General features: G+C 39.9%; 17 protein-coding genes and 1 other RNA gene. 14 read left to right on the top strand and 4 right to left on the bottom strand.

The genetic code is table 11. The annotated features are described in order from the left end of the window. Nucleotide 1 precedes the first annotated feature (1 nt). The 13 genes from N8A89_RS14440 to N8A89_RS14380 all read left to right on the top strand — a co-directional run bounded on the left by N8A89_RS14440 (nt 2) and on the right by N8A89_RS14380 (nt 18,184). Complete coding sequence (locus N8A89_RS14440; protein ID WP_289644503.1) at nt 2-1,273, top strand: adenylosuccinate synthase; 1,272 nt, start codon at nt 2-4, stop codon at nt 1,271-1,273. Nucleotides 1,274-1,369: 96 nt separating this feature from the next. After that, complete coding sequence (locus N8A89_RS14435) at nt 1,370-2,158, top strand: 3-keto-disaccharide hydrolase (protein WP_281542863.1); 789 nt, start codon at nt 1,370-1,372, stop codon at nt 2,156-2,158. Between the two features lie 10 nt (nt 2,159-2,168). Further along, nucleotides 2,169-3,635 carry a Gfo/Idh/MocA family protein gene (locus tag N8A89_RS14430; RefSeq protein WP_281542862.1) on the top strand — a complete coding sequence of 489 codons (1,467 nt, stop codon included), beginning with the start codon at nt 2,169-2,171 and terminating at the stop codon, nt 3,633-3,635. 131 nt (nt 3,636-3,766) lie between these two features. Next, entirely contained in the window at nt 3,767-6,928 is a 3,162-nt protein-coding gene (locus tag N8A89_RS14425; protein ID WP_289644502.1) for a PVC-type heme-binding CxxCH protein, read from the top strand. A gap of 9 nt (nt 6,929-6,937) precedes the next feature. Further along, nucleotides 6,938-7,930 (top strand): ThuA domain-containing protein, encoded by a 993-nt coding sequence (locus N8A89_RS14420; protein ID WP_289644501.1) that lies wholly within the window; start codon nt 6,938-6,940, stop codon nt 7,928-7,930. Nucleotides 7,931-7,983: 53 nt separating this feature from the next. Beyond that, entirely contained in the window at nt 7,984-9,696 is a 1,713-nt protein-coding gene (locus tag N8A89_RS14415) for an OstA-like protein (RefSeq protein ID WP_430682013.1), read from the top strand. Between the two features lie 9 nt (nt 9,697-9,705). Continuing rightward, the gene (locus tag N8A89_RS14410; protein ID WP_289644500.1) at nt 9,706-10,887 is read left to right on the top strand and encodes an aspartate aminotransferase family protein; all 1,182 of its coding nucleotides are present in this window, start codon (nt 9,706-9,708) and stop codon (nt 10,885-10,887) included. Between the two features lie 97 nt (nt 10,888-10,984). Continuing rightward, the gene (locus N8A89_RS14405) at nt 10,985-12,388 is read left to right on the top strand and encodes a tetratricopeptide repeat protein (RefSeq protein ID WP_281542855.1); all 1,404 of its coding nucleotides are present in this window, start codon (nt 10,985-10,987) and stop codon (nt 12,386-12,388) included. A gap of 15 nt (nt 12,389-12,403) precedes the next feature. Then, nucleotides 12,404-13,318, top strand: coding sequence for a polyprenyl-phosphate transporter (locus tag N8A89_RS14400; RefSeq protein ID WP_281542854.1), 915 nt, complete (start codon nt 12,404-12,406; stop codon nt 13,316-13,318). Nucleotides 13,319-13,330: 12 nt separating this feature from the next. Continuing rightward, nucleotides 13,331-14,350: a DUF368 domain-containing protein gene (locus N8A89_RS14395; RefSeq protein WP_289644499.1), complete on the top strand. Its 1,020-nt coding sequence runs from the start codon at nt 13,331-13,333 to the stop codon at nt 14,348-14,350. After that, a complete protein-coding gene (locus tag N8A89_RS14390; protein ID WP_281542853.1) occupies nt 14,322-15,074 on the top strand; it encodes a shikimate dehydrogenase family protein in 753 nt (250 codons plus the stop codon). Before N8A89_RS14395 ends, N8A89_RS14390 begins: the two co-directional genes overlap by 29 nt. Nucleotides 15,075-15,246: 172 nt before the next feature. Beyond that, nucleotides 15,247-17,376, top strand: a complete 2,130-nt coding sequence (locus tag N8A89_RS14385) for a DUF349 domain-containing protein (RefSeq protein WP_289645566.1) — start codon at nt 15,247-15,249, stop codon at nt 17,374-17,376. 463 nt (nt 17,377-17,839) lie between these two features. After that, nucleotides 17,840-18,184 (top strand): hypothetical protein, encoded by a 345-nt coding sequence (locus N8A89_RS14380; RefSeq protein WP_281542852.1) that lies wholly within the window; start codon nt 17,840-17,842, stop codon nt 18,182-18,184. A gap of 48 nt (nt 18,185-18,232) precedes the next feature. Here the strand turns inward: N8A89_RS14380 and rny are convergent, their stop codons facing one another. The 4 genes from rny to N8A89_RS14360 form a co-directional block, all read right to left on the bottom strand. Continuing rightward, a complete protein-coding gene (gene rny, locus N8A89_RS14375) occupies nt 18,233-19,801 on the bottom strand; it encodes a ribonuclease Y (RefSeq protein WP_281542851.1) in 1,569 nt (522 codons plus the stop codon). Between the two features lie 49 nt (nt 19,802-19,850). Continuing rightward, nucleotides 19,851-19,960, bottom strand: a non-coding RNA gene (gene ssrS, locus N8A89_RS14370) — 6S RNA. Between the two features lie 60 nt (nt 19,961-20,020). Then, nucleotides 20,021-20,314: a cell division protein ZapA gene (locus tag N8A89_RS14365; protein ID WP_281542850.1), complete on the bottom strand. Its 294-nt coding sequence runs from the start codon at nt 20,312-20,314 to the stop codon at nt 20,021-20,023. A gap of 12 nt (nt 20,315-20,326) precedes the next feature. Further along, nucleotides 20,327-20,617, bottom strand: coding sequence for a hypothetical protein (locus tag N8A89_RS14360; protein WP_281542849.1), 291 nt, complete (start codon nt 20,615-20,617; stop codon nt 20,327-20,329). Nucleotides 20,618-20,807: 190 nt separating this feature from the next. On the opposite strand from N8A89_RS14360, the gene N8A89_RS14355 reads away from it, so the two are divergent. Beyond that, nucleotides 20,808-22,499, top strand: coding sequence for a M23 family metallopeptidase (locus tag N8A89_RS14355; protein WP_289644498.1), 1,692 nt, complete (start codon nt 20,808-20,810; stop codon nt 22,497-22,499). Nucleotides 22,500-22,502: the final 3 nt, after the last annotated feature.

Below are 22,502 nucleotides of genomic sequence, written 5' to 3'. Positions count from 1 at the left end.
GATGGCAGTAGATTTATTGTTGGGCCTACAATGGGGTGACGAAGGAAAAGGAAAAATTGTTGATGTATTAACCGAAAACTATGATATCATCGCCCGTTTTCAAGGCGGCCCAAATGCCGGGCATACGTTGGAGTTTGATGGAATAAAACATGTACTGCACACCATTCCCTCGGGAATATTTCACAAAAATGCTGTCAATGTCGTTGGAAATGGAGTGGTTATAGATCCAGTGATTTTCAAAAAGGAATTGGATGCCCTGAAAAAGTTCAATCTTGACATCAAATCCAAATTACTCATATCTCGAAAAGCACATCTGATCTTACCTACACATCGTTTGCTGGATGCGGCGTCCGAAGCTTCCAAAGGCAAGGCAAAAATAGGTTCTACACTTAAGGGAATTGGTCCAACCTATATGGATAAGACAGGGAGGAACGGTATGCGTATTGGGGATTTAGAGCTAAGCGATTGGAAAGAGAAGTATAGAAACCTAGCCAATAAACATGAGGCCATGATCGGGTTCTATAATGTAGATATCCAATACAATCTAGCCGAACTGGAATCGGATTTCTTCAAATCCATAGAAGAATTAAAAGAGCTCACGTTTATCGATAGTGAGGAGTACTTATACCAAGCCCAAAAGCAAGGAAAAAAAATATTGGCGGAAGGAGCACAAGGGTCTTTATTGGATATCGATTTTGGAACGTATCCCTATGTAACTTCTTCTAATACCACGGCAGCGGGGGCATGTACAGGTCTTGGCGTAGCGCCTAATCAGATTGGTGATGTAAAAGGTATTTTCAAGGCCTATACCACCCGCGTAGGCAGCGGTCCCTTTCCAACAGAGCTTTTTGACAACGATGGTAAAACCATGGGTCGGGTAGGTAATGAATTTGGTGCAACTACAGGACGACCAAGAAGATGTGGATGGTTAGACCTGGTAGCCTTAAAATATGCCGTACGTATAAACGGTGTAACGGAACTAATGATGATGAAAGGCGATGTGCTCAGCGGATTTAAAAAATTAAAGGTCTGTACCGCTTACAATTATAAAGGGGAGAATATTACCCATTTACCCTATAATATAGAAGCAGAAAATGTGACTCCAATTTATACCGAAATGAAGGGTTGGGAGGCCGATTTGACCAAAATGACCAAAAAAGAGCAACTTCCAGAAACTTTGATGAACTATATTGATTTTCTTGAAAAAGAACTGGAAGTACCCATCAAAATAGTCTCCGTGGGACCGGATAGGACTCAGACAATATATAGATAATAAGATCTCATCGGTCTAATGGAAGATGGTGTTAAGCGAAAAAAAGTTTAACACCATTATTTTTTTACCTAAGTTAGTTTCATTAATCTTTTGAAAATGAAACACTTCAAAATTATCTTGAGCTTACTGGTCTTATTTTCCGCATGTAAGGAAGATAAAAAACTAGAGCAATCCAAAACATCGGCAATCTCAGAAAATATTGACGAATGGATTGTGCTTTTTGACGGTGAAAGTACCGACGGTTGGCGCGCCTACAACGGAGAGACTCTTCCGCCTGGATGGGTTGCCAAAAATGGAGAACTTACTTTTGATACGGAACTTGGTCTAGAGCAGGACTATAAAGGTGGAAAGGACATCATCTACGGCGCACAAGAGTTTGATAATTTCGAACTTCATGTAGAGTGGAAAATTCCAGAGGGTGGCAATAGTGGAATCTTCTATCATTTAAAAGAGGGGTATGACAGCCCACCAGAAGTTTCCCCAGAATATCAGATTATAGATGACGAAAACTATGCAAAAATCCATGATTTAACCGCATACAATTTAAGCTTGGGTTATACGGAGAAACCGGAAGAATTAAAGCCGCTACAAAGAACCGCCTCCGATTATGCCATGCATCCCGCTGATACCATAAATAAAATTCTTTATCCCACAGGAGAATGGAATTCGACAAAAATCATATTCACTCCTGAAAAGGTGGAACATTGGCTAAATGGAAAAATGGTGGTATCTTTTGTCCCGTGGACGGACGAATGGTATGAAAAAAAGAACTCCGATAAGTGGAAAAACAGTCCGGATTACGGGAAATATAAGAGTGGCTATATCGGATTTCAAGACCACTCCAGCCCCATTTGGTTTCGCAACATAAAAATTAAAAAACTTTAATTCGCATCGTATGAAGAAAAGGGAATTTTTAAAAAAATCAGCTATTCTAGCCTCAACCACTGCACTTATGCCCTCTTTTTTAATGGCCTGCAAGGAACAAGAAAAAATGGCTAAGAAAACCCCATTAACTAGATTGCGTACCGCGCATATTGGGGTGGGTGGTATGGGCGCAGAAGACCTTAGGGATATTTCTTCTCATACAAAAGTTGACGTAACAGCACTTTGTGATGTAGATGCCATTAACCTTGCGGCTGCCAAAAAGCTGCATCCCAATGCCAAAACATACACCGATTACAGGATAATGCTAAACGAAATTGGTGATGAAATTGATGCCGTAATCGTTTCAACACCGGATCACACACATGCCCCAGCTTCTATGATGGCAATGGAGATGAACAAGTCCGTTTATTGTCAAAAACCTTTAACGCATTACGTTTCCGAAGCCAGAAACATGAAGAGGCTGGCGGAAAAAAATAATTTGATTACCCAAATGGGTATTCAAGTACATTCTTTTTACGATTATAAATTGGCCACCTTACTTATCCAATCCGGCATAATCGGCAAGGTGCATACCGTAAGGGCTTGGTCTCCAAAAAACTGGGGTTATGACGGACCATTACCACAGGGTCAGGACCAAATTCCAGAAACATTGGACTGGAACCTATGGCTTGGCACCTCTGCAAAGAGGGATTATAAGGAAGGGGTTTATCATCCTGGTAATTGGAGAAAATTAGTGGATTATGGGTGTGGAACCTTGGGAGATATGGGGGTGCACATTTTTGACACACCCTATAACGCATTGGCCTTGGATGTTCCCATGACCGTGAAAAATGAGTGCAGAGAGCCAAATGGGTTTTCCTACCCTGAGAACAACATAGTTACCTATGAATTTCCAAGAACTGAATATACTGGAGAAAAATTAAAATGGGTTTGGTACGATGGCCCTGGCGCACCAGAAATGCATGAGGATTTAATTTTACCTGGTGCCAATAAGGCCATGTCCGGTACTACAGCGTCAGCAACTGATGAGGATGCCAGCTTGGAGGATAAAATGTCCTTAGAAACAAGGACAGCCGAAGATGGTAAATTACCAGAACAGGGCGCCATGTTCATAGGTGAAAAAGGCAGGTTGTTACTGCCTCACTTTATGGAACTTCCAAAGAAAATCTTCAATGGAGAGTACGTAGATATTACGGAAGAGATTACTGCAGTCGAAAAAGCAAATAATATGGGGAAACCTATACGTAATTATGCTTCCGAAGGACCAAAACATTACCATCAATTTGTAGATGCGTGTTTGGGAACCGATGAATGTACCGCTCCTTTTTCCTATGCATCAAGATTAACCGAAACCATCCTCTTGGGAGTAATTGCAGCTAGGTTTCCGGGGCAAACTTTACATTGGGACAGTGAAGGAGCAAAGTTTTCAGAGGAGGCTGCAAATGCTTATCTTGAGGGGGACTACCGTAATTTCTAAATCTATTATCATCCTACAGGTTATTTAGATAAAGTATTACCCAATAATTGCAAGCCACCCATAGGTGGCTTTTTTATGGTTATATTTAATTCATAATTATTACGTCTATTATACAAACATCTTATTACATTATGCACAACTTTTTAAAGAAGTCATATACCAAATTTATCTATTTGAGCTGTGTGATGATTTTTTCGCTTTCATGTGGTGAAAAACAGAAGCCTCTTGTTCAGATAGCACCGCACAGTAGTATTACGTTAATAGGTAACAATCTTGGTTCCAGAATGTTAAACTACGGCTACTTTGAGACTAAAATGCACTTACTCCACCCCCAAGATTCCTTGAAAATTCGGAATATGTGCGATGGCGGTAACACTCCAGGCTTTAGACCGCATTCTGCAAGAAACTTACCCTGGGCCTTTCCCGGAGCTGAAAAATTTCAAAAGGAACTTGCGAAAAATTCGGGAAGCGAGGGCGTTTTTCCCTCCCCTGATGAGTGGTTATCCAGTTTAAATTCCGATATCATAATCGCTTTTTTTGGTTACAATGAATCCTTTAACGGAGAAGAAGGTTTGGACAATTTTAAGGAAGAATTGGAAGCTTTTATTCTACATACCAAAAATCAAAAGTACAATGGTATTTCAGCTCCACAATTAGTAATCGTATCGCCAATTGCCTTTGAGGACCGCTCTCAAGACATGGACCTTCCAGACGGGAAAAAAGAAAACAAAAACCTTGACCTGTATACCTCGGCCATGCAAAGTGTATGTGCGGACCATCAAGTTCCCTTTATAGACATGTTCCAGATATCATCTGAATGGTTTAAAGAATCCGGCAACCTTACGATTGATGGTTCACAGTTAAGCCAAGAAGGTTACAAAAAATTCGCTTCTTATCTCGCTACGGAATTGACCGGTAATTCGGCGGATGTGATGAACGATAAATGGACCGCGGTGAACGATGCGGTGAACGAGAAAAATTTCTTTTGGCACAACGATTATAAAATTCCTAACGGTGTTCATGTTTATGGTCGTAGACATGCACCTTTTGGGCCGGACAACTATCCTTTTGAAATTCAAAAAATTAGGGAAATGACGGCCATTCGGGACACGGCTATTTGGTCCTCTGTTCAGGGTGCAACATATGATGTTGTGGCTGCAGATAAAAACACAATTAAGTTACCTCCCGTTGAAACGAATTACAATATGGGCGATAACGATGACCCAGCAGGATATCTATATGGCGAAGAAGCGTTAAATACATTAAAAGTACCTAAAGGATATAAAGTTGAGCTTTTTGCGTCTGAAAGTGAATTTCCCGATTTAGCTAACCCGGCACAATTATCTTTCGATAATAAAGGTCGCTTATGGGTGGCAACACTTCCCTCCTATCCGCATTATAAGCCTGGCGATGCACGTCCCAATGATAAACTATTGATTCTAGAGGATACAGATAACGACGGTAAGGCAGATAAGCAGACTGTGTTTGCCGACAATTTACATTTACCCATAGGTTTTGAATTTGCTCCTGAAGGAGTTTATGTTAGCCAGGGTACCAATCTAAAGCTATACTCGGACACCGATGGAGACGATAAAGCGGATACTGTAGAAATCATTCTTAGTGGCTTCGACGATCATGATACGCATCATGCAATTTCGGCATTTTGTGCCGACCCATCCGGGGCGTTTTATATGGCAGAAGGGGTTTTCCTGCATACGAACGTGGAGACACCTTATGGACCGGTTAGGGCCACCAATGGAGGTTTTTACAGGTATAGCCCACAACGAAAAAAATTGGAGAGAACCGTTCAGGTGAGTATACCGAATCCTTGGGGTATTGCTTTTGATGAATGGGGACAGGACTTTTTTCTACACACCTCTGGACCCACAACGAATTGGATGATGCCGAGTACATTAAAATCAATTTATGGTATTGCATCTCCCCTAACGGAGGATTTAATAGAAGAAGCCCACAGGGTCAGACCCACTTCCGGTTTGGAGTTCGTGTCTAGCCGCCATTTCCCGGATGAAGTTCAAGGGGACATGATTTTGGCCAACTCCATAGGTTTTTTAGGCATGAAACAACATCAGGTAATGGATGATGGCACGGGTTTTAAAACAAAACACCGGCAAGATTTGATTATTGGTAGCGATAAAAATTTCCGTCCAGTGGATATGGAATTTGCCCCCGACGGGTCTTTATATGTTGTAGACTGGTACAATGTTCTTATAGGCCATATGCAGCATAATGCCCGAGACCCATTGAGAGATCATGTTCATGGTAGGATTTATAGAATCACTTACCCTTCAAGACCTTTAGTGGAGCCCGCTAAGATTGATGGTGCAACTATAGATGTACTTTTGGACAACCTGAAATTACCGGAATACCGAACACGCTATAGAACAAGTAGAGAACTCAGAGGTAGAAATTCAGACGAAGTCCTACCGAAATTGAGCGAATGGGTTAAAAATTTAGATGTTAACGATGAGGATTATGAACATCATCGTTTGGAAGCCTTATGGGTCAGTTGGGGATTGAACAAGGTGGATCAAAAACTACTTAAAGAAGTCCTTCAATCCGAAGACTTTAGAGCAAGGGCTGCGGCAGTTAGGGTCTTAAGGTACATGGGACACCAATTAGAGAATAGTCTGGAGCTATTAAAAACGGCGGCGTCAGATCCTCATGGGCGGGTAAGACTGGAAGCTATTACCGCAGCATCTTGGATGGAAAAGGACAAAGGCATGCAGGTTTTGGCAGTAGCGGGCAACCATCCCTTGGATCGATGGATGGAAGCGTCTTATAATTTTGCAGAAACGAGATTAACAGGTAACTTTTTGGAGGAAAATGAAAATCAATTGATAGCTTCTCACTTAAAAGGTGAAGATTTAGAAGTGTTTTCAAAAGGTAAAAAGATTTATGAAACCGAAGGTTATTGCATAACCTGTCACCAAGAAAGTGGATCGGGCCTACAAGCCGCAGGATATCCTACGCTGGTAGATCAGGAATGGGTGACTGGAAGTGAGGACAGATTGATAAAACTTGCCCTGAACGGGTTATATGGTCCTATGAGCGTCATGGGAAATCAATATGACGGTCAGGTGCCGATGATGCCTTTTAAGGATTTATTGAATGATGAGGAAATTGCGGCTGTACTAACCTATGTAAGAAACGCCTTTGGAAATAAAGCTTCGGTAATTACTCCGAAGAAAGTGAATGAAGTACGTGAGGCAACAAAGGATAAGAAGGGTTTTTACACGCCGGACGAATTATTACAGCAACACCCACTTGAATAACAAAAGCCTATGAAAAATGTAAAAAGCTTTTTTCTCTATTTTATAATGTCCTTTTTTGCCCTGGGTTGCGCGGATAAAAAGACCAAAGAAAAAAATGAAGGTATTGAAAAGAAAAGTCCGCTTCATGTTGTTTTCGTTACGGGAGATGAGGAATATCGCTCGGAAGAGTCCATGCCTATGTTGGCTAAACTTGTAAAAAGGGAACTGAATGCAAAAGTGACCGTCTGCTATGCTTTGGATTCAGCAGGAATAATCGACCCGAATAACACGGACCACATTTCGGGATTGGAAGCCCTGGAAACGGCAGATTTAATGGTAATATTCACAAGGTTCCGAACATTACCTAAAATCGAGCGGGATTATATTTTGAACTACGTAGAATCTGGCAAACCAATAGTCGGTTTCAGAACCGCTACGCATGCTTTTAAATACGAAAATGATTCTAGTTTAACGTATTGGAACGATGAGTGGCCGGCAAAAGTATTTGGGCAACAGTGGATAACGCACCACGGTCATTTTGATGATGGTAAGTTTCCCGTAACAGAAATCACGGCGGTACCTACACAAAATACCGACCCAATTTTAAGGGGTTTTGAACCTTTTGAGGCCTATTCATGGCTTTACCATGTAGATGGTGGGGATTGGAAGTTACAGGGAGATAGCAGGCCCATATTGATTGGGCATTCCACAAAATCACAACATAAAATAGATGGAAATTTGGATAAGTATCCGTTGGACAATCCTGTAGCTTGGACCAAAAGCTATACCGGGGAATCGGGGAAAAAAGCTAGGGTATTTTTCACCACATTAGGCCATCCCTATGATTTTAAATTGCCCGTTGTCCGTAAGGTTGCCCTTAATGGCATCTATTGGGCCTTGGGTAAAGAGGAGGATATACCACAAGATGGTGTAAATGTGAAATTGGACGATGTATATGAGCCGAACAACTCGGGTTTTGGAAAGCGTTACAAGCCCAATATGAAACCCCGACCTATAGATTAGCACCTATTAAAAGTATCCCAAATAAGATACCACTGCTTCAAAAAATCCTATTTTTGAAAAAAAATATCTTGCGCGCCACAGTCCTTAATCTTGTTCTATTCTTATTTTCTTTATCCATTCTTGGTCAAACGAAACCAGAAGAACCTAAACAGATAAATATTGTTTACGGGGCGAACTTCACCAAGAACGAAAAGGAGTACCCGGGTGCCTCAATTTTCAGCAAAGACGAAAGGCAAGTCCAGTTTGAACACCAAGGTGCAGATTTATGGTGTGATATCGCAATCTATTTTCAAAAAGAGAACCGTTTGGAGGCAATAGGAAATGTTATCCTTAAACAAGGGGATTCCGTTCAAATGACCAGCGAAAAAATCAACTATTTGGGTGATGTAAAGCTGGCCAAAGCTTGGGGCAACGTTGTTCTCGAAAATTCCGACATGACCCTTAAAACGGATACGTTGCGTTTTGACAGGGAAAGACAGCAAGCGTATTACCAAGATAATGGAACTGTAATAGACTCCGCCAACACCCTCACCAGTAAAATTGGTCGGTATTTCATGGAGCTTAAAAAATATCAATTTTTGGATAGCGTCCATATTGACAATCCGGAGTATATTTTAGATTCCGAGCAATTGGATTATTACACCACCTCCAAGAATGCCTACATGTATGGGCCATCCACTATTGTGGGAGATACTTATAAAATTTATTGCGAAAGAGGATTTTATGACACCAAAGTAGAGAGCGGTTATGGTATCAAGAATACCAGGATAGACTATAACAATAGGGTTGTTGAGGGAGATAGCGTTTACTTTAACAAGGCTCGGGAATTTGCCTCGGCAACCAATAATATCACCGTGACCGATACCATCAACAAGGGTATCATTAGGGCGCATTACGCCGAAGTCCATAAGGCCAAAGATTCGGTCTTTGCTACAAAACGGGCCGTTTCGATTCTTGTTCAGGAAAAAGAATTGGACTCTCTGTATGTACATGGAGATACCCTCATGATAACCGGTAAACCAGAGGCCCGCATCACCCGTGCTTTTAGAAATGCAAAGTTCTTTAAGACCGATTTAAGCGGAAAATGCGATTCCATCCATTCCGAGGAAAGAACGGGTATTACCCAGCTGATTAAAAACCCGGTGCTATGGAACGGGGACAATCAAATGACAGGTGACAGTATCCATCTTATTTCAAACGTTAAAACGGAAAAACTAGATTCCCTTAAAGTGTTGGAAAATGCCTTTATCATATCCTTGGACAGTATCAGTATGACAGGTTACAACCAGGCAAAGGGGAAGGATTTGTTCGGACAATTCATAGAAAATGAATTGAAAATCATTGACCTGGTCAAAAACACAGAAGTCATTTATTACATGTACAATGATGATGACGAACTCATTGGTATCGACAAAACTATCTGCAGTGCCATCAGGATTACCATGGAAAATAATGATGTTGAGGACCTGACGTTTTTCACTAATCCGGACGGTGATATTTTTCCAGAAAAAGACTTACCTGAAAACAGTAGAATTCTGAAAGGATTTGTCTGGAGGGGCGATGAACGGATTATGACCAAGGAAGATATATTTGACGAAGACGATAACAATATTGAGCTGGTGGTCATTAGGGGAATCGATAATCCCATTGATATTGATGCAGAGGAAGAAGAGCGTAGCAAGAACGCATCGGACCCCATCAATACAATTCCTAATCAAAAGGCTACCGACCCTAAAAAGAAAGTGAAAACCAAGAAAGCTAAGTAAGGTTTCAGCATGAATAAAGACTTTCTGAAATATCAGGCTCAGACTACCCCCCACCCTTTGGGTATGCAAATTTCCCATGCAAAAGGGAGTTATATCTATGACACCAGCGGTAATGCACATCTTGATTTCGTGGCCGGAGTTTCCGCTTGTAGCCTTGGACATTGCCATCCGAAGGTGGTAGAGGCGATATCGGAACAAGTTCAGAAATATATGCACGTTATGGTCTATGGCGAGTATGTACAATCCCCAGCCGTTGCTTATACCAAACTATTGGCGGAACAATTACCACGTCCCTTGAAAACGACATATTTGGTCAATTCTGGAACTGAGGCCATAGAAGGAGCCCTAAAACTTGCGCGGCGTTATACCGGTAGGACTGAAATCATTGCTGCGCATAACGCCTATCATGGAAATACTATGGGAAGCCTTAGCCTCATGGGTTTTGAAGACCGAAAAAGTGTTTTTAGGCCTTTACTGCCCGATGTTGCCTTTATTCATTTCAATATAGAACAAGAATTGCAACGAATTACGGAGAAAACGGCATGCGTCGTATTAGAAACGATACAAGGAGGAGCAGGATTTATATTACCCAAAAACGGATACTTGAAAAAAGTAAGGGAGCGTTGCAACAATGTAGGAGCTTTACTGATTTTGGATGAAATACAACCAGGATTCGGCCGTACGGGCACCTTGTTCGCTTTTAGACATTATGATTGTATTCCAGATATTTTAGTGATGGGTAAGGGTATGGCTTCAGGCCTACCTGTAGGTGCATTTACATCAAGCTCCAAAATTATGGGCGCTCTTCAAGACAAACCCAAATTAGGACATATTACTACTTTCGGTGGGAATCCGGTTATCGCAGCTGCCTGTCTCGCTACGATGAAGGAACTACTTAACTCCGATTTAATACCGGCCACCTTAGCAAAAGAAGAGCTTTTTCGTAATTTATTGGTGCATCCAAAAATTAAGGAAATAAGGGGCAAAGGTTTAATGCTTGCCCTTATTCTCGAAAATGACGTGGAAGTCAATCATTTGGTCATGCAGGCCAAGGAAAAAAACCTGATACTTTTTTGGTTATTATTTGAACCCAAGGCCGTAAGAATCTCCCCTCCCCTAACCATCTCCAACCAGGAAATTGAACAAGGTTGTGCCATAATTCTGGATATTTTAAATGGCCCGTTACAATAACTTGTTAACTAATTTGTTAATAATATAGCCACTGTTGACCAATAAAAATACCGTCAAAGGCTTACTTTTAAATCCGTAGTGTAACTAAAATGTTTCTATGGCGTTAGAATCTAACGAAAGACCAGACCAGCCCATTACCAAGTTCGAATCAATGTTAAAGACCGATGATGTCTACTTCTTTGATGCCGAGGACTTTGAGGACATCATCCATCATTATCTAAATAACGGTAAAGTCTCTTTAGCCAAGAAAGGTATTAAAATAGGGTTACAGCAACATCCTGGTTCTATAGAATTAAGGCTATTAAAGGTGGAGGTGATGGTTTTTGAAAATGACCTTTCCGGCGCCGAGCTTCTTTTGAACGAGCTACAACTTCTAGACGCCCATAACGAAGAAATCTATATTCAAAGAGCCAATATCTATTCAAAAAAGGATAATCATGAAGGGGCCATAGAACTGCTTCAAAAAGCACTTAACCTTTCCACTAACAGTTTTGATATTTATTCCCTCTTAGGTATGGAATATCTTTTTATGGACGATTTTAAACTAGCCAAGGAAAGTTTTATGCGCTGTGTCGATTTTGATGACCAGGATTACTCATCGCTTTACAATGTAGTTTACTGTTTCGAATTCTTGGAAGATTATGACGGTGCTATTTTATACCTTAATGAATACTTGGAACGTAACCCCTATTGTGAAGTGGCGTGGCACCAATTGGGGAAACAATATTATCTTAAAGAAATGTATGTTGAAGCTTTGGCTGCATTTGATTTCGCCATTATCTCCGACGATTCTTTTATAGGTGCGTATTTTGAAAAAGGTAAGGTCTTGGAGAAACTTGGAAAGTATGAGGAGGCCATTGAAAACTACGAGACTACCATTAGCATTGAGGATCCTACTTCCCATGCCTTTTTAAGGATTGGAAAGTGTTATGAAAAACTAAAGAACAGTGAAATGGCGCGGTATTACTTTTACCAAACTGTTCACGAAGACCCATTATTGGACAAAGGCTGGCTTGCCATCACAAATCTCCACTTTGGCAAAAAGAATTTTGATAAGGCATTACATTATATCAACAAGGCATTGAATATAGATGGAGAGAATCCGCTTTATTGGAAAAAATGTGCCAATATCCATATGGCCTTGAATAACTATGACCAGGCAGATTTTTCGTTCAAGCAGGTCGTGGAACTAGGCAACTATGAATTGGATACTTGGTTACAATGGGCGGATGCGGTGCATATAAATGGTGATACCGTGGGAGCCCTTCAGATACTTGCCCAAGGCCGAGAGTTCTATCCGAAAAACCATAAAATAGCCTACAAAACTGTAGGTTATCATATGCATTTAAATGATGACATCAACGCACGTATTGCTTTATTAGATGCGCTTAGATTGGACAAAAAACACAAACACTTATCTTTCTTCAACAGTCAATTTCCAGAATACCGTGATTCCGAATGGATAAAAGCTATATTAGCCGACTACAAAAAAGCTTCTTGATACTTTTCGGATTTTATGAATACCAGAAAAATTAAGGATTATGTTTTTATAACACTAAAAGGTGTTGCTATGGGTGCCGCGGATGTTGTTCCTGGTGTGTCCGGAGGGACCATTGCGTTTATCTCAGGTATCTATGAAGAATTGATTACATCAATAAACAATATAAACCTAGGCCTTTTTAAATCATTAAAAACCGATGGTTTTAGCGGATTTTGGAAAGTGGCCAACGGTAATTTTCTATTGGCTTTGTTTATAGGCATTTTCATAAGTCTTTTCTCATTGGCTACTCTGGTGAGTTGGTTATTGGAAAATGAACCTATTCTTTTATGGTCCTTCTTTTTTGGACTGGTAACGGCCAGTGTTTTCTTTGTTGGTAAAGAAATTACCAAATGGAACCTAAGCGCTATAATTGCCGTTATCCTTGGTGTGCTTATAGCTTTTTATATTACCACCTTACCTCCTAACCGGAATATTGATAGTCTTCCCTTTATGTTCCTATCTGGCGCGTTGGCTGTTTGCGCCATGATTTTACCCGGAATATCAGGTGCTTTTATTTTGGTGCTGTTAGGCTCTTATAAAACCATCCTGGATGCTGTTCATGAAAAGGATTTTAAAGTAATCGTCACAGTTGCCTTTGGGGCTATTTTTGGTCTTTTAAGTTTTGCCCGACTTTTAAAATGGATGTTCAGCAATTACAAGAATTTGACATTGGCACTACTAACCGGTTTCATCGTCGGATCTTTAAATAAAATCTGGCCTTGGAAAAGGGTCTTGGAAACTAAGGTTTTTGGTGAGAAAATAATCATCATCGATACCAACACCTCACCGTTCAATTATGAAGGTGATCCTCAAATATTGTATGCCATTATAGCAGCGCTCGTAGGTTTTTCCCTTATTTTTATCTTGGAAAAATCAGCTTCAAAAAAGTAAGAGCCATTCTGCATGAATAAACCCAGAACCTTTATTGATAAGTTATTTTTAGTTATCAAGGGACTTTGCATGGGTGCTGCGAATAAAGTTCCAGGGGTATCTGGTGGAATTGTAGCATTTGTTGGTGGATTTTACGAAGAATTTATCTACTCGCTTCAAAAAATTAACGCTAAGGCTTTCAAGCTTATTATTGCGGGTAGGTTTAAGAGCTTTTACCGCTATGTGAACGGTTCGTTCCTAACCCTCTTGATTTTTGGGATGTTGGTCAGTTATTTTAGTGTGTCCAAGGTCTTGGACTACTTTCTCGAAGAAAAAGAGCTTTATGTCTGGTCCACTTTTTTTGGAATGATTCTCGGTTCAATTTATTATATCGCCAAAGATTTCGAGAATTGGACCAAAAGAACGGTATCCGCTGCAATTATTGGCCTGCTGGTAGGAGTTGCAATTAGCTTTTTGAGTCCTGCAAAAGAGAACGACAACTTGTTGTTCATATTTCTTTGTGGTATGATTAGTGTATCCGGGATGACGCTTCCCGGTCTTTCAGGCTCATTCATTCTTATACTATTGGGTAATTATGTCCTATTGCTAGTGGACAGCGTAAATGCGCTTTATGATACCCTTGCGGAAATTGTACAGGGTAACTTTAGTTTTGTGAACAATTCGATACGTTTACGCACCCTTAAAATATTAGTTGTTTTCACCTTAGGCTCTGCGACCGGTCTCGTTACGCTTTCCCATATCCTTAGCTACGTACTTAAACACTACAAGCATTTATCCACCGCAGTAATCCTCGGTTTTATAACAGGTTCTTTGGGAGTAGTTTGGCCGTGGAAAAAAACTATATTCAAAACGGATATGGATGGTACCTTGTATTTGGATTCTAATGGAAAGGCAATCATCGTCAATTATGAGCGTTTTCTCCCTAATTTAGAAAACTTTGAAACGTGGTGGGCCCTTTTCTTTATTTTATTCGGAATAAGCATCTTGTTACTTTTAGATTGGTATGGAAAAAACAGAAAACGAATGGTTTAGGTTCGGGTTGATTGGAAAGAATATTTCCTATTCGTTTTCAAGGGGTTATTTTGCTCAGAAATTCGAAGCTTTGAACATGCAGCAGCATGTTTACGAAAATTTTGATTTGAAAGAAATAACGGAGTTTCCAAGTTTGATGAAGAACAATGCTGAGATCAAGGGACTCAATGTAACCATTCCTTACAAAGAGCTGATTATACCTTACCTGGATGAATTGCGGGATTCCGCAAAGAAAATTGGAGCGGTAAATACGATTAAAGTAGAAGATGGAAAACTAATTGGTTTTAATACCGATGCCTATGGTTTTGAAAAATCCTTAGCCCCTTATCTTAAGGAACATCATAAGAAAGCTCTCATTTTAGGTACGGGAGGTGCATCAAAAGCGATAGCCTACGTATTGACTAATTTGAATATTCCATTCAAATTTGTATCCAGAACCGGAAGGAACAATGGCTATACCTATGATGATTTGGATGCTGATATACTCAATGAGCATAAAATCATCATTAACTGTTCACCCGTAGGAACCTTTCCTGACGTAACAGAAAAACCTGCTATTCCCTATACCGCTATCGGTAATCGTCATTTACTATTCGATTTAATCTACAACCCTAAGAAAACTGCTTTTTTGTTAAAAGGAGAAGAACAAGGAGCAACAGTTCTTAACGGATTGAAAATGCTAGAATTACAAGCGGAAAAGGCATGGGAAATTTGGAACGAGTAGTTCTGTATAATTATATAAATCTTCAAAAATAGTGAAGTGCCTGTGATGCCCAATTCCAATTTCCCCATTCAAATCAACTGGGTCATATAGACCTAACTGTCCCAAAAAGAACTTCTATATTCTTTGCATTTGTTAAGGTTGTCACTATCTTGTAAAAACCTAATTATGGATGATGCCTGAAGATAACGAACAACAACTGCCAAAAATAGAGGCAGAAGAAAATAACACGTCAACTGCCAAAAACGAAAAAGATGTTTTGGAGAAAACCGGCGAGGAAATAACCGTTGAAGGAGAAAAATCGCCTGAATCGATAAATGCGGAAAAAAGGGACAAGATAAAAATTGAAGTACCAGAAAAAACGAGCGAACCACTTACGAAAGAGGATGACCATGTTGTAGAAAAGGAAGCACAAACTGGCGAAAAGTCTGCAGATGCCGACACTGAATCCATAAGTCAGGACAACGCACTAGATGAAATAGACGAAAGCAACGCCGAGGACGCAGAGGATAAGGACACGGAGAAGAGACATCAGATACCTTTGTTGGACTACCATGCCATGAGCATGGAAAATTTGGTAGGAGAACTGCAAAAGCTGGTACGTAATGAAAAAGTACAGGCCATAAAAAAGCATGTTGATGGCATCAAGGAAGAGTTCAACCTAAAATTTCAGGAATTCATTGATGGTAAAAAGGAAGATTTTGTTGCCAATGGTGGAAACGAAATTGATTTTAGGTACAATTCCGTCACCAAAAGACAATTCAATGAAGTCTACAGCGATTACAGGGAAAAACGAAATCAGTATTATAAAAATCTAGAGAAAAGCCACAAAGAAAATTTGGCCTATCGGTTGGAACTCATAGAAAGTCTTAAAGGTTTGGTAAACGTTGAAGAGGATATCAACACAACCTATAAGAATTTTAAGGATATTCAGGAAAAATGGCGTGAAGCCGGACCAATCCCAAAGAATGAATACAACAACGTTTGGCGTACCTATCATCACCATATCGAAATCTTCTATGATTTCCTTCACCTCAACCGAGAGCTACGAGATTTAGATTTTAAGCACAATCTGGAGGAAAAACAGAAAATAGTGGATCGTGCCGAAACGTTGGCCGTAGAACCGGATTTGAACAAGGCATTTAGAGAACTACAGGTACTTCATAAAATTTGGAAAGAGGATATTGGACCCGTAGGGAAAGAACATAGAGAAGCGATTTGGAACCGCTTTAGTGCAGCTACTAAAGCCATACACGAAAGAAGACAAGAATATTTTAAAAACCTCGATAAACTTAGTGAACAAAATCTTGAACGGAAGAATGAGATTATAAATGAAATATTAGAGCTGTCCAAAAATGTTTCTGATAACCATAGAGCCTTGCAGGGTCAGATTAAACAACTGGAGGCACTTAGGGAGTCCTTTTTTAAAGCGGGCAAAGTTCCCCAAAAGGATAACGAAAGGACCTGGACTTCTTTCAAGGATGCGGTAAGGACATTTAATAAGAATAAAAATGCATTCTACAAAAATTTAAAAAAATCACAGCAGGAGAATCTGGATAAGAAAAGGGCTTTATTAGAAATTGCCGTTTCGCTGAAGGATAGTGAGGATTTTGACACGGCTACCTCCGAAATGAAGCGAATTCAGAGTGAATGGAAAAAAATAGGACATGTGCCTAGAAAGTATTCCGATAAACTTTGGAAGGAATTTAAGGCTGCCTGCAACCATTATTTTGATAGGATACAGAAAACCAAAAACAGTGCTTTTAAAGAGGAACAGGAAAACCTTAAGCATAAAGAAGAAATTATGCTGCGGTTGAAGGAATTTCAGCTGAGCGGAAAAAAAGAACAGGACCTACAAACGATTAAAGCGTTTATAGGGGAATGGAAAAAATATGGACATGTACCCTTCAAGAAAAAAAGCATCAATCAAAAATTCAACAAAATTGTTGATGCACTTTTCCAGAAAATGGATATCACGCAACAAGAATCGGAGTTGTTGAAATATGGGAACAAAATCCAGCAACTTAAAGAAAATGATAATCAGGAGCGTGCCATACAAAATGAGCGTAGTTTTATCCGAAAGAAGATCGAAGAAAGTAAAAATGAAATCCGTCAACTGGAAAATAACCTACAGTTCTTTTCCAATGCTTCCGAGGACAACCCTATTGTGCAAGATGTCATAAAAAAAGTTGAGGGTCATAAAGAAGCGTTGGAGTCTTGGAAAGCAAAACTGAAAAAGTTGAATATTTTAAAGAATAATCTTTCGAAGGAAGCCGAGGAAGATACCAGCTCAGAAGAGGAATGAAATCAGTGCCAATGACAAAAAGACTACTTCAAGGTTTTTTAATACTCATCACGAGGGTAATCTTTTCATGTAATGAAAAAATCAATAAACAAGCGATTGAATTGCTCGCCCCGACTGGTTGAATAAAATTACTTTATTAACCGCAAGGGATTCCTTGTTTTTTTGAAAACCAATCTCTGGGTTTATTCTCCAATCTATAGTTTTAAGGGGCATATCTATTTTAGATTTAACAAGAGATAGTTACAAGTATCTTATATCTGATTTTAGTTGATCTTAGTTTGGGAAGTCCTCATATATGAAAATGCATTGATTCATATTTGAAACTCTTAGATTACATTTTACGAAATTAAGTCAAAGTAGAATGACTAATTGGTACTTTTTAGCAAGCAAAATTTTCATTGGATACATTTTCCGCCTCGCAATATTCAACTATCTTGACTGCGTCAAATAGAAAACTTAAATATTGAACCTCAATTATATCATCTTCACTTTTCTGATACTTTCGCCATTAGTGGATTCTTATTTTAAAACATGTAAAGGGGAAATTAAAGAGAATTTACTAAACCAAGAACAGACTTCCCCACAAGAACAAGCTTTTGAAGTACTCAAAATCAAGTGTAACACTTGTCATGCCACAAAAAGGAAGACCGATATTTTTACAAAAGCCAATATGGACTCGTTTGCGGTGGACATTCATAAACAAGTATTCGTTAAGCAAAAAATGCCAAAAGGCAGAAAGGTGAAGTTAACCGAAGAAGAACTCGAAACTTTGGAACGCTGGCTGGAACTTACTTTGGCAAAAAAATAAAACAAAAAAAGAGCCCAATTGGGCTCTTTTTCTAATTTCTAACTGGAACTATTTGGCAACATTGACCGCTCTGGTCTCACGTATAACGGTAACCTTAACCTGACCCGGATAGGTCATGTCCGTCTGTATTTTTTGGGATATTTCAAAGGAGAGTTCGGCTGCCTTATCATCACTCACCTTTTCGCTCTCCACAATAACCCTAAGCTCGCGTCCGGCCTGGATGGCATACGCTTTCTGAACACCCCCAAAGCCAAATGCAATTTCCTCTAGGTCTTTTAGTCGTTGTATATAAGAATCCAAAACCTGCCTTCTCGCTCCGGGTCGCGCACCACTAATGGCATCACATACCTGCACGATGGGCGATATTAAAGTTTTCATTTCTATCTCATCGTGGTGGGCTCCAATGGCATTGCATACTTCCGGTTTTTCGCCGTATTTTTCTGCCCATTGCATACCTAATATAGCATGTGGCGTTTCTACCTCAGCCTCGGTATTAGGCACTTTTCCAATATCATGAAGTAATCCCGCGCGTTTGGCAATCTTCGGGTTCAGACCCAGTTCGGAAGCCATAACTCCACATAATTTCGCCACCTCTCTCGAGTGCTGTAAAAGGTTTTGTCCGTATGAGGAACGATACTTCATACGACCTACCGCCTTAATTAGTTCTGGATGTAAACCATGAATTCCTAAATCAATTACAGTCCGCTTTCCAATCTCTACGATTTCCCCTTCAATCTGCTTCTCTGTCTTCTTTACGATTTCTTCTATTCGAGCTGGGTGTATTCTACCGTCCGTAACTAACTTGTGCAATGATAAACGTGCTACCTCGCGCCTTACGGAATCAAAACAAGAAAGTATGATGGCTTCAGGGGTATCATCAACAATTATTTCCACCCCTGTGGCCGCCTCCAAAGCTCTAATATTTCGACCTTCCCTGCCAATAATGCGACCTTTAACATCATCAGATTCAATGTTAAACACAGAAACACAGTTTTCCACCGCTTCTTCGGTTCCTATGCGTTGAATGGTGTTGATCACGATTTTACGAGCCTCCTGTTGGGCGGTAAGTTTCGCCTCTTCTACAGTGGACTGTATGTAACCCATGGCATCTGACTTGGCAGTTTCCTTCAGACTTTCCGTAAGCTGGTTCTTGGCATCGTCCGCCGATAAACCGGATATGACTTCCAATTGCTGTACCTGGCTTTTATGAAGCTTTTCAAGCTCTGCCTGCTTCTTTTCATAAAACTCCTTTCGGTGCTCCACTTCCTTAAGCTTTCCTTCCAAACTGGCATTCAATTGTTTATTGCGTGAAAGCTCTCCGCTTACCTGAGATTCCTTGTCCCGAGTCCGCTTTTCAGCCTCGTTTATTTTTTTGTCTTTCCCTATGATTACTTTTTCGTGCTCCGCTTTGAGCTCCAAAAACTTTTCCTTTGCCTGGAGTATCTTATCCTTTTTAATACTCTCGCCCTCAACGTTCGCCTCCTTTAAAATCCTTGTGGCCTCCCGCTTTGCATTGGCTATGGTCTTAGATGCTTTACCCTTTTCCATGAACTTGGCAATTGCAAAACCTATTGCCAGACCAACTATACCGGCTATTATCATTATTGTACTATCCATAGTGTAAATTAATTATATAAAAAAAGCCCACATTGGAGAAGTTTTGTACAAACTCCAGAAAACAGGTTTAGGGCTAACAGACTGATCAAGGGTCCTTATACTAGTAAGGCATGCTTTTACAATCTAAACTCACCCTTTTTAAACAAATTAATGTTGAGTTCGTCAAAAGGTATTACCAATGTGGGCAGTAACTTAATGTATTTTAAAGAACGTTTTTTATTAAAAGCTAATTTTAGAATTCACAAGTTCGCTTAAGGCCCGCAAACGGTCCTCTACCTCTTTAGTTCCTTCTGTCTGCTCTATGCCTTTCTGCTCAATTTTGGACGCAAACTGTAACGCGCACATGGCCAAAACATCTTGCTTATCCCTAACGGCATAGTTCTGCACAAATTTCTTGGCCAACTGTTCAATGTTTTTGGCTGCTTTCCGTAAACCTTCCTCTTGATCGGGATCAATCGTCAAAGGATATACCCTATCCGCAATGGAAAGCTTTATTTTGAGCTTTTCTGACATATGTTTTAAACATTATTCCGCAAGTTGGGCTATGCAATAGTCCAAATCCCGTATTAATGTATTTATTTTAAGCTTAGCTTCTGTCTTATTCGTATTACTGCCAAGCATTGAATTTGCAAGTTTGAGCGATTTGTATTTTTCCTCCCATTCCGAAACCGTTTTGTCCGCGTTTTCCTTATTTGATTTGAAGGTCATCAACTCGTTTTCCAAATTTTGATTAGCCTTTTGCAATACTTCCAACCTATGAAGCAGCTTGCTAATTTTGTTTTCTAAGGAATCAACAATTTGTATTAATTCGCCCATTTTCAAATACCATGCTATTTACACAAAGTTAACATACATAGGAGGACTTAGCAATACTTTTTTCAAATAATCTTACAAGTTTACATAAAAGCCCAAAAACACTTATGCCTGAGCATATTAACACATTTCACCTCTACAACTTTTAGGAATTCAGCGCGTTTAATTATTTTCGCATCAACTTATCTTAGCTATGAAGAAAATTGCCATCGGATTCCTTTTTCTTTCCGTGCTCATGCTCAGGGCCCAAGGAGATTATCCCCAAGATGCTTTTAGGCCTCCATTGGATATTCCAATAATTTTGGCAGGAACTTTTGGAGAGCTCCGCTCCAATCATTTTCATTCGGGTATCGATATTAAGACACAACAAAGGGAAGGACTACCTGTTAATGCCATTGGAGAAGGAACGGTTACCAGAATCAAAGTTTCCCTTTGGGGGTATGGTAAGGTTATCTACATTGCCCATCCCAATGGTTACACTTCGGTATACGGGCATCTTCAAAAATTTTCCCCTAAAATAGAGGAGTACATAAAAAAAATTCAATACCAGAAAAAATCTTTTGAAGTAGAGGTGTTTCCCGACTACGGTGAGGTAAAAGTGGACAAGGGAGAGCTAATTGCCTATAGCGGAAATACGGGCGGTTCCTCCGGCCCGCATCTCCATTTTGAAATTAGAAGTAGCATATCCGAGAAGCCAACCAACCCTTTACTTTACGGTATTGATGTTCCGGATGCTACAAATCCAATCTTGGAAAAACTTTTCATTTATCCCCTTTCTGAAAATTCACTGGTAAACCAAAGTCAAGAAAAAGTACAAGTGGACTTTACAAAGCAATCGGATGGCACTTTTCTGGCTGATAAGGTGAATGCTATCGGAAAAATCGGTGTTGGCTTTATAGGTTTTGACCGGCAGGATATGGCGGCGAACAGAAACGGAATTTATGCCGCGTCACTTACAGTAAACGGAAAGGTATACACGTCCTATGATTTTGAATCCTTTTCATTCGGTGAAACAAGATACATTAACACCTTAATAGATTATGAACACCTAGGACGCTATAGGCAGCGAATACAAAAATGCTTTAAAACACCTGGGAACTATCTGAGCATATACAATGAACTATACAATAATGGCATAATAGAGATTAGGGAAGGCTTAAGTTATAATATCACCTTGCTTATTGAGGATTTGCAGGGAAACAAAGCACAGCTGACCATCCCTGTTGAAGGTAATAAGGAAGAGCGGAAAGTAGCCAAAGAAAACCTTAAAACGGACTATTATGTGAGAGCCAAGAAACCCAATAATTTTGACCTAGAAGGTGCCAAGGTCTATTTTCCTGCCAATACCTTTTATGAGGATTTCTATATTGATTTGAAAAAAGGAAAAGACACGGTTACCGTTCATACCAACACTGTGCCAGCACACCGTAATTTTACCTTAACTTTTGATGCTAGCGACTATTCCCCGGAAGAACAAAAAAAATTGTTTATAGCACGATTGGACGCCAAATTAAGACCCAGTCACCTAAATACGTATAAACGCGCAGGCATCTTCACCGCTAGAACAAGAAACCTAGGTACCTACACCCTTGCCAAGGACACCGTACCACCAGTCATTAAAACCAAGAATTTTAAGGAAAAGCAATGGCTAAATAACTATAAGTACCTTAGTGTTTATATTTCCGATGACCTTAGTGGTGTTGATACGTATACCGCAACCCTAAACGGGGAATGGATACTGATGGAATACGAGCCGAAGAGAAATACATTGACCTATAATTTTGACGACAGGATTCTAGACAAGAAACAATGTGTGCTGAAAGTTACCGTTACAGATAATGTAGGAAATCAAAACACTTTGACTACTTCGTTCTATAGAAAATAAACC

Origin of the sequence: Maribacter aestuarii, assembly GCF_027474845.2 — a bacterium.
Taxonomy (GTDB): domain Bacteria; phylum Bacteroidota; class Bacteroidia; order Flavobacteriales; family Flavobacteriaceae; genus Maribacter; species Maribacter aestuarii.
This window is presented reverse-complemented; position numbering and strand designations above follow the sequence as displayed.

What these genes read in the sequence shown, in the direction of transcription:
- N8A89_RS14440 (WP_289644503.1), top strand. Translation starts at nt 2, where the DNA reads ATGGCAGTAGATTTATTGTTGGGCCTACAATGGGGTGACGAAGGAAAA.
- N8A89_RS14365 (WP_281542850.1), bottom strand. Translation starts at nt 20,314, where the DNA reads ATGTCAGAAAAGCTCAAAATAAAGCTTTCCATTGCGGATAGGGTATAT.
- N8A89_RS14405 (WP_281542855.1), top strand. Translation starts at nt 10,985, where the DNA reads ATGGCGTTAGAATCTAACGAAAGACCAGACCAGCCCATTACCAAGTTC.
- N8A89_RS14435 (WP_281542863.1), top strand. Translation starts at nt 1,370, where the DNA reads ATGAAACACTTCAAAATTATCTTGAGCTTACTGGTCTTATTTTCCGCA.
- N8A89_RS14355 (WP_289644498.1), top strand. Translation starts at nt 20,808, where the DNA reads ATGAAGAAAATTGCCATCGGATTCCTTTTTCTTTCCGTGCTCATGCTC.
- N8A89_RS14420 (WP_289644501.1), top strand. Translation starts at nt 6,938, where the DNA reads ATGAAAAATGTAAAAAGCTTTTTTCTCTATTTTATAATGTCCTTTTTT.
- N8A89_RS14400 (WP_281542854.1), top strand. Translation starts at nt 12,404, where the DNA reads ATGAATACCAGAAAAATTAAGGATTATGTTTTTATAACACTAAAAGGT.
- N8A89_RS14425 (WP_289644502.1), top strand. Translation starts at nt 3,767, where the DNA reads ATGCACAACTTTTTAAAGAAGTCATATACCAAATTTATCTATTTGAGC.
- N8A89_RS14395 (WP_289644499.1), top strand. Translation starts at nt 13,331, where the DNA reads ATGAATAAACCCAGAACCTTTATTGATAAGTTATTTTTAGTTATCAAG.
- N8A89_RS14385 (WP_289645566.1), top strand. Translation starts at nt 15,247, where the DNA reads ATGCCTGAAGATAACGAACAACAACTGCCAAAAATAGAGGCAGAAGAA.
- rny (WP_281542851.1), bottom strand. Translation starts at nt 19,801, where the DNA reads ATGGATAGTACAATAATGATAATAGCCGGTATAGTTGGTCTGGCAATA.
- N8A89_RS14430 (WP_281542862.1), top strand. Translation starts at nt 2,169, where the DNA reads ATGAAGAAAAGGGAATTTTTAAAAAAATCAGCTATTCTAGCCTCAACC.
- N8A89_RS14410 (WP_289644500.1), top strand. Translation starts at nt 9,706, where the DNA reads ATGAATAAAGACTTTCTGAAATATCAGGCTCAGACTACCCCCCACCCT.
- N8A89_RS14360 (WP_281542849.1), bottom strand. Translation starts at nt 20,617, where the DNA reads ATGGGCGAATTAATACAAATTGTTGATTCCTTAGAAAACAAAATTAGC.
- N8A89_RS14390 (WP_281542853.1), top strand. Translation starts at nt 14,322, where the DNA reads ATGGAAAAAACAGAAAACGAATGGTTTAGGTTCGGGTTGATTGGAAAG.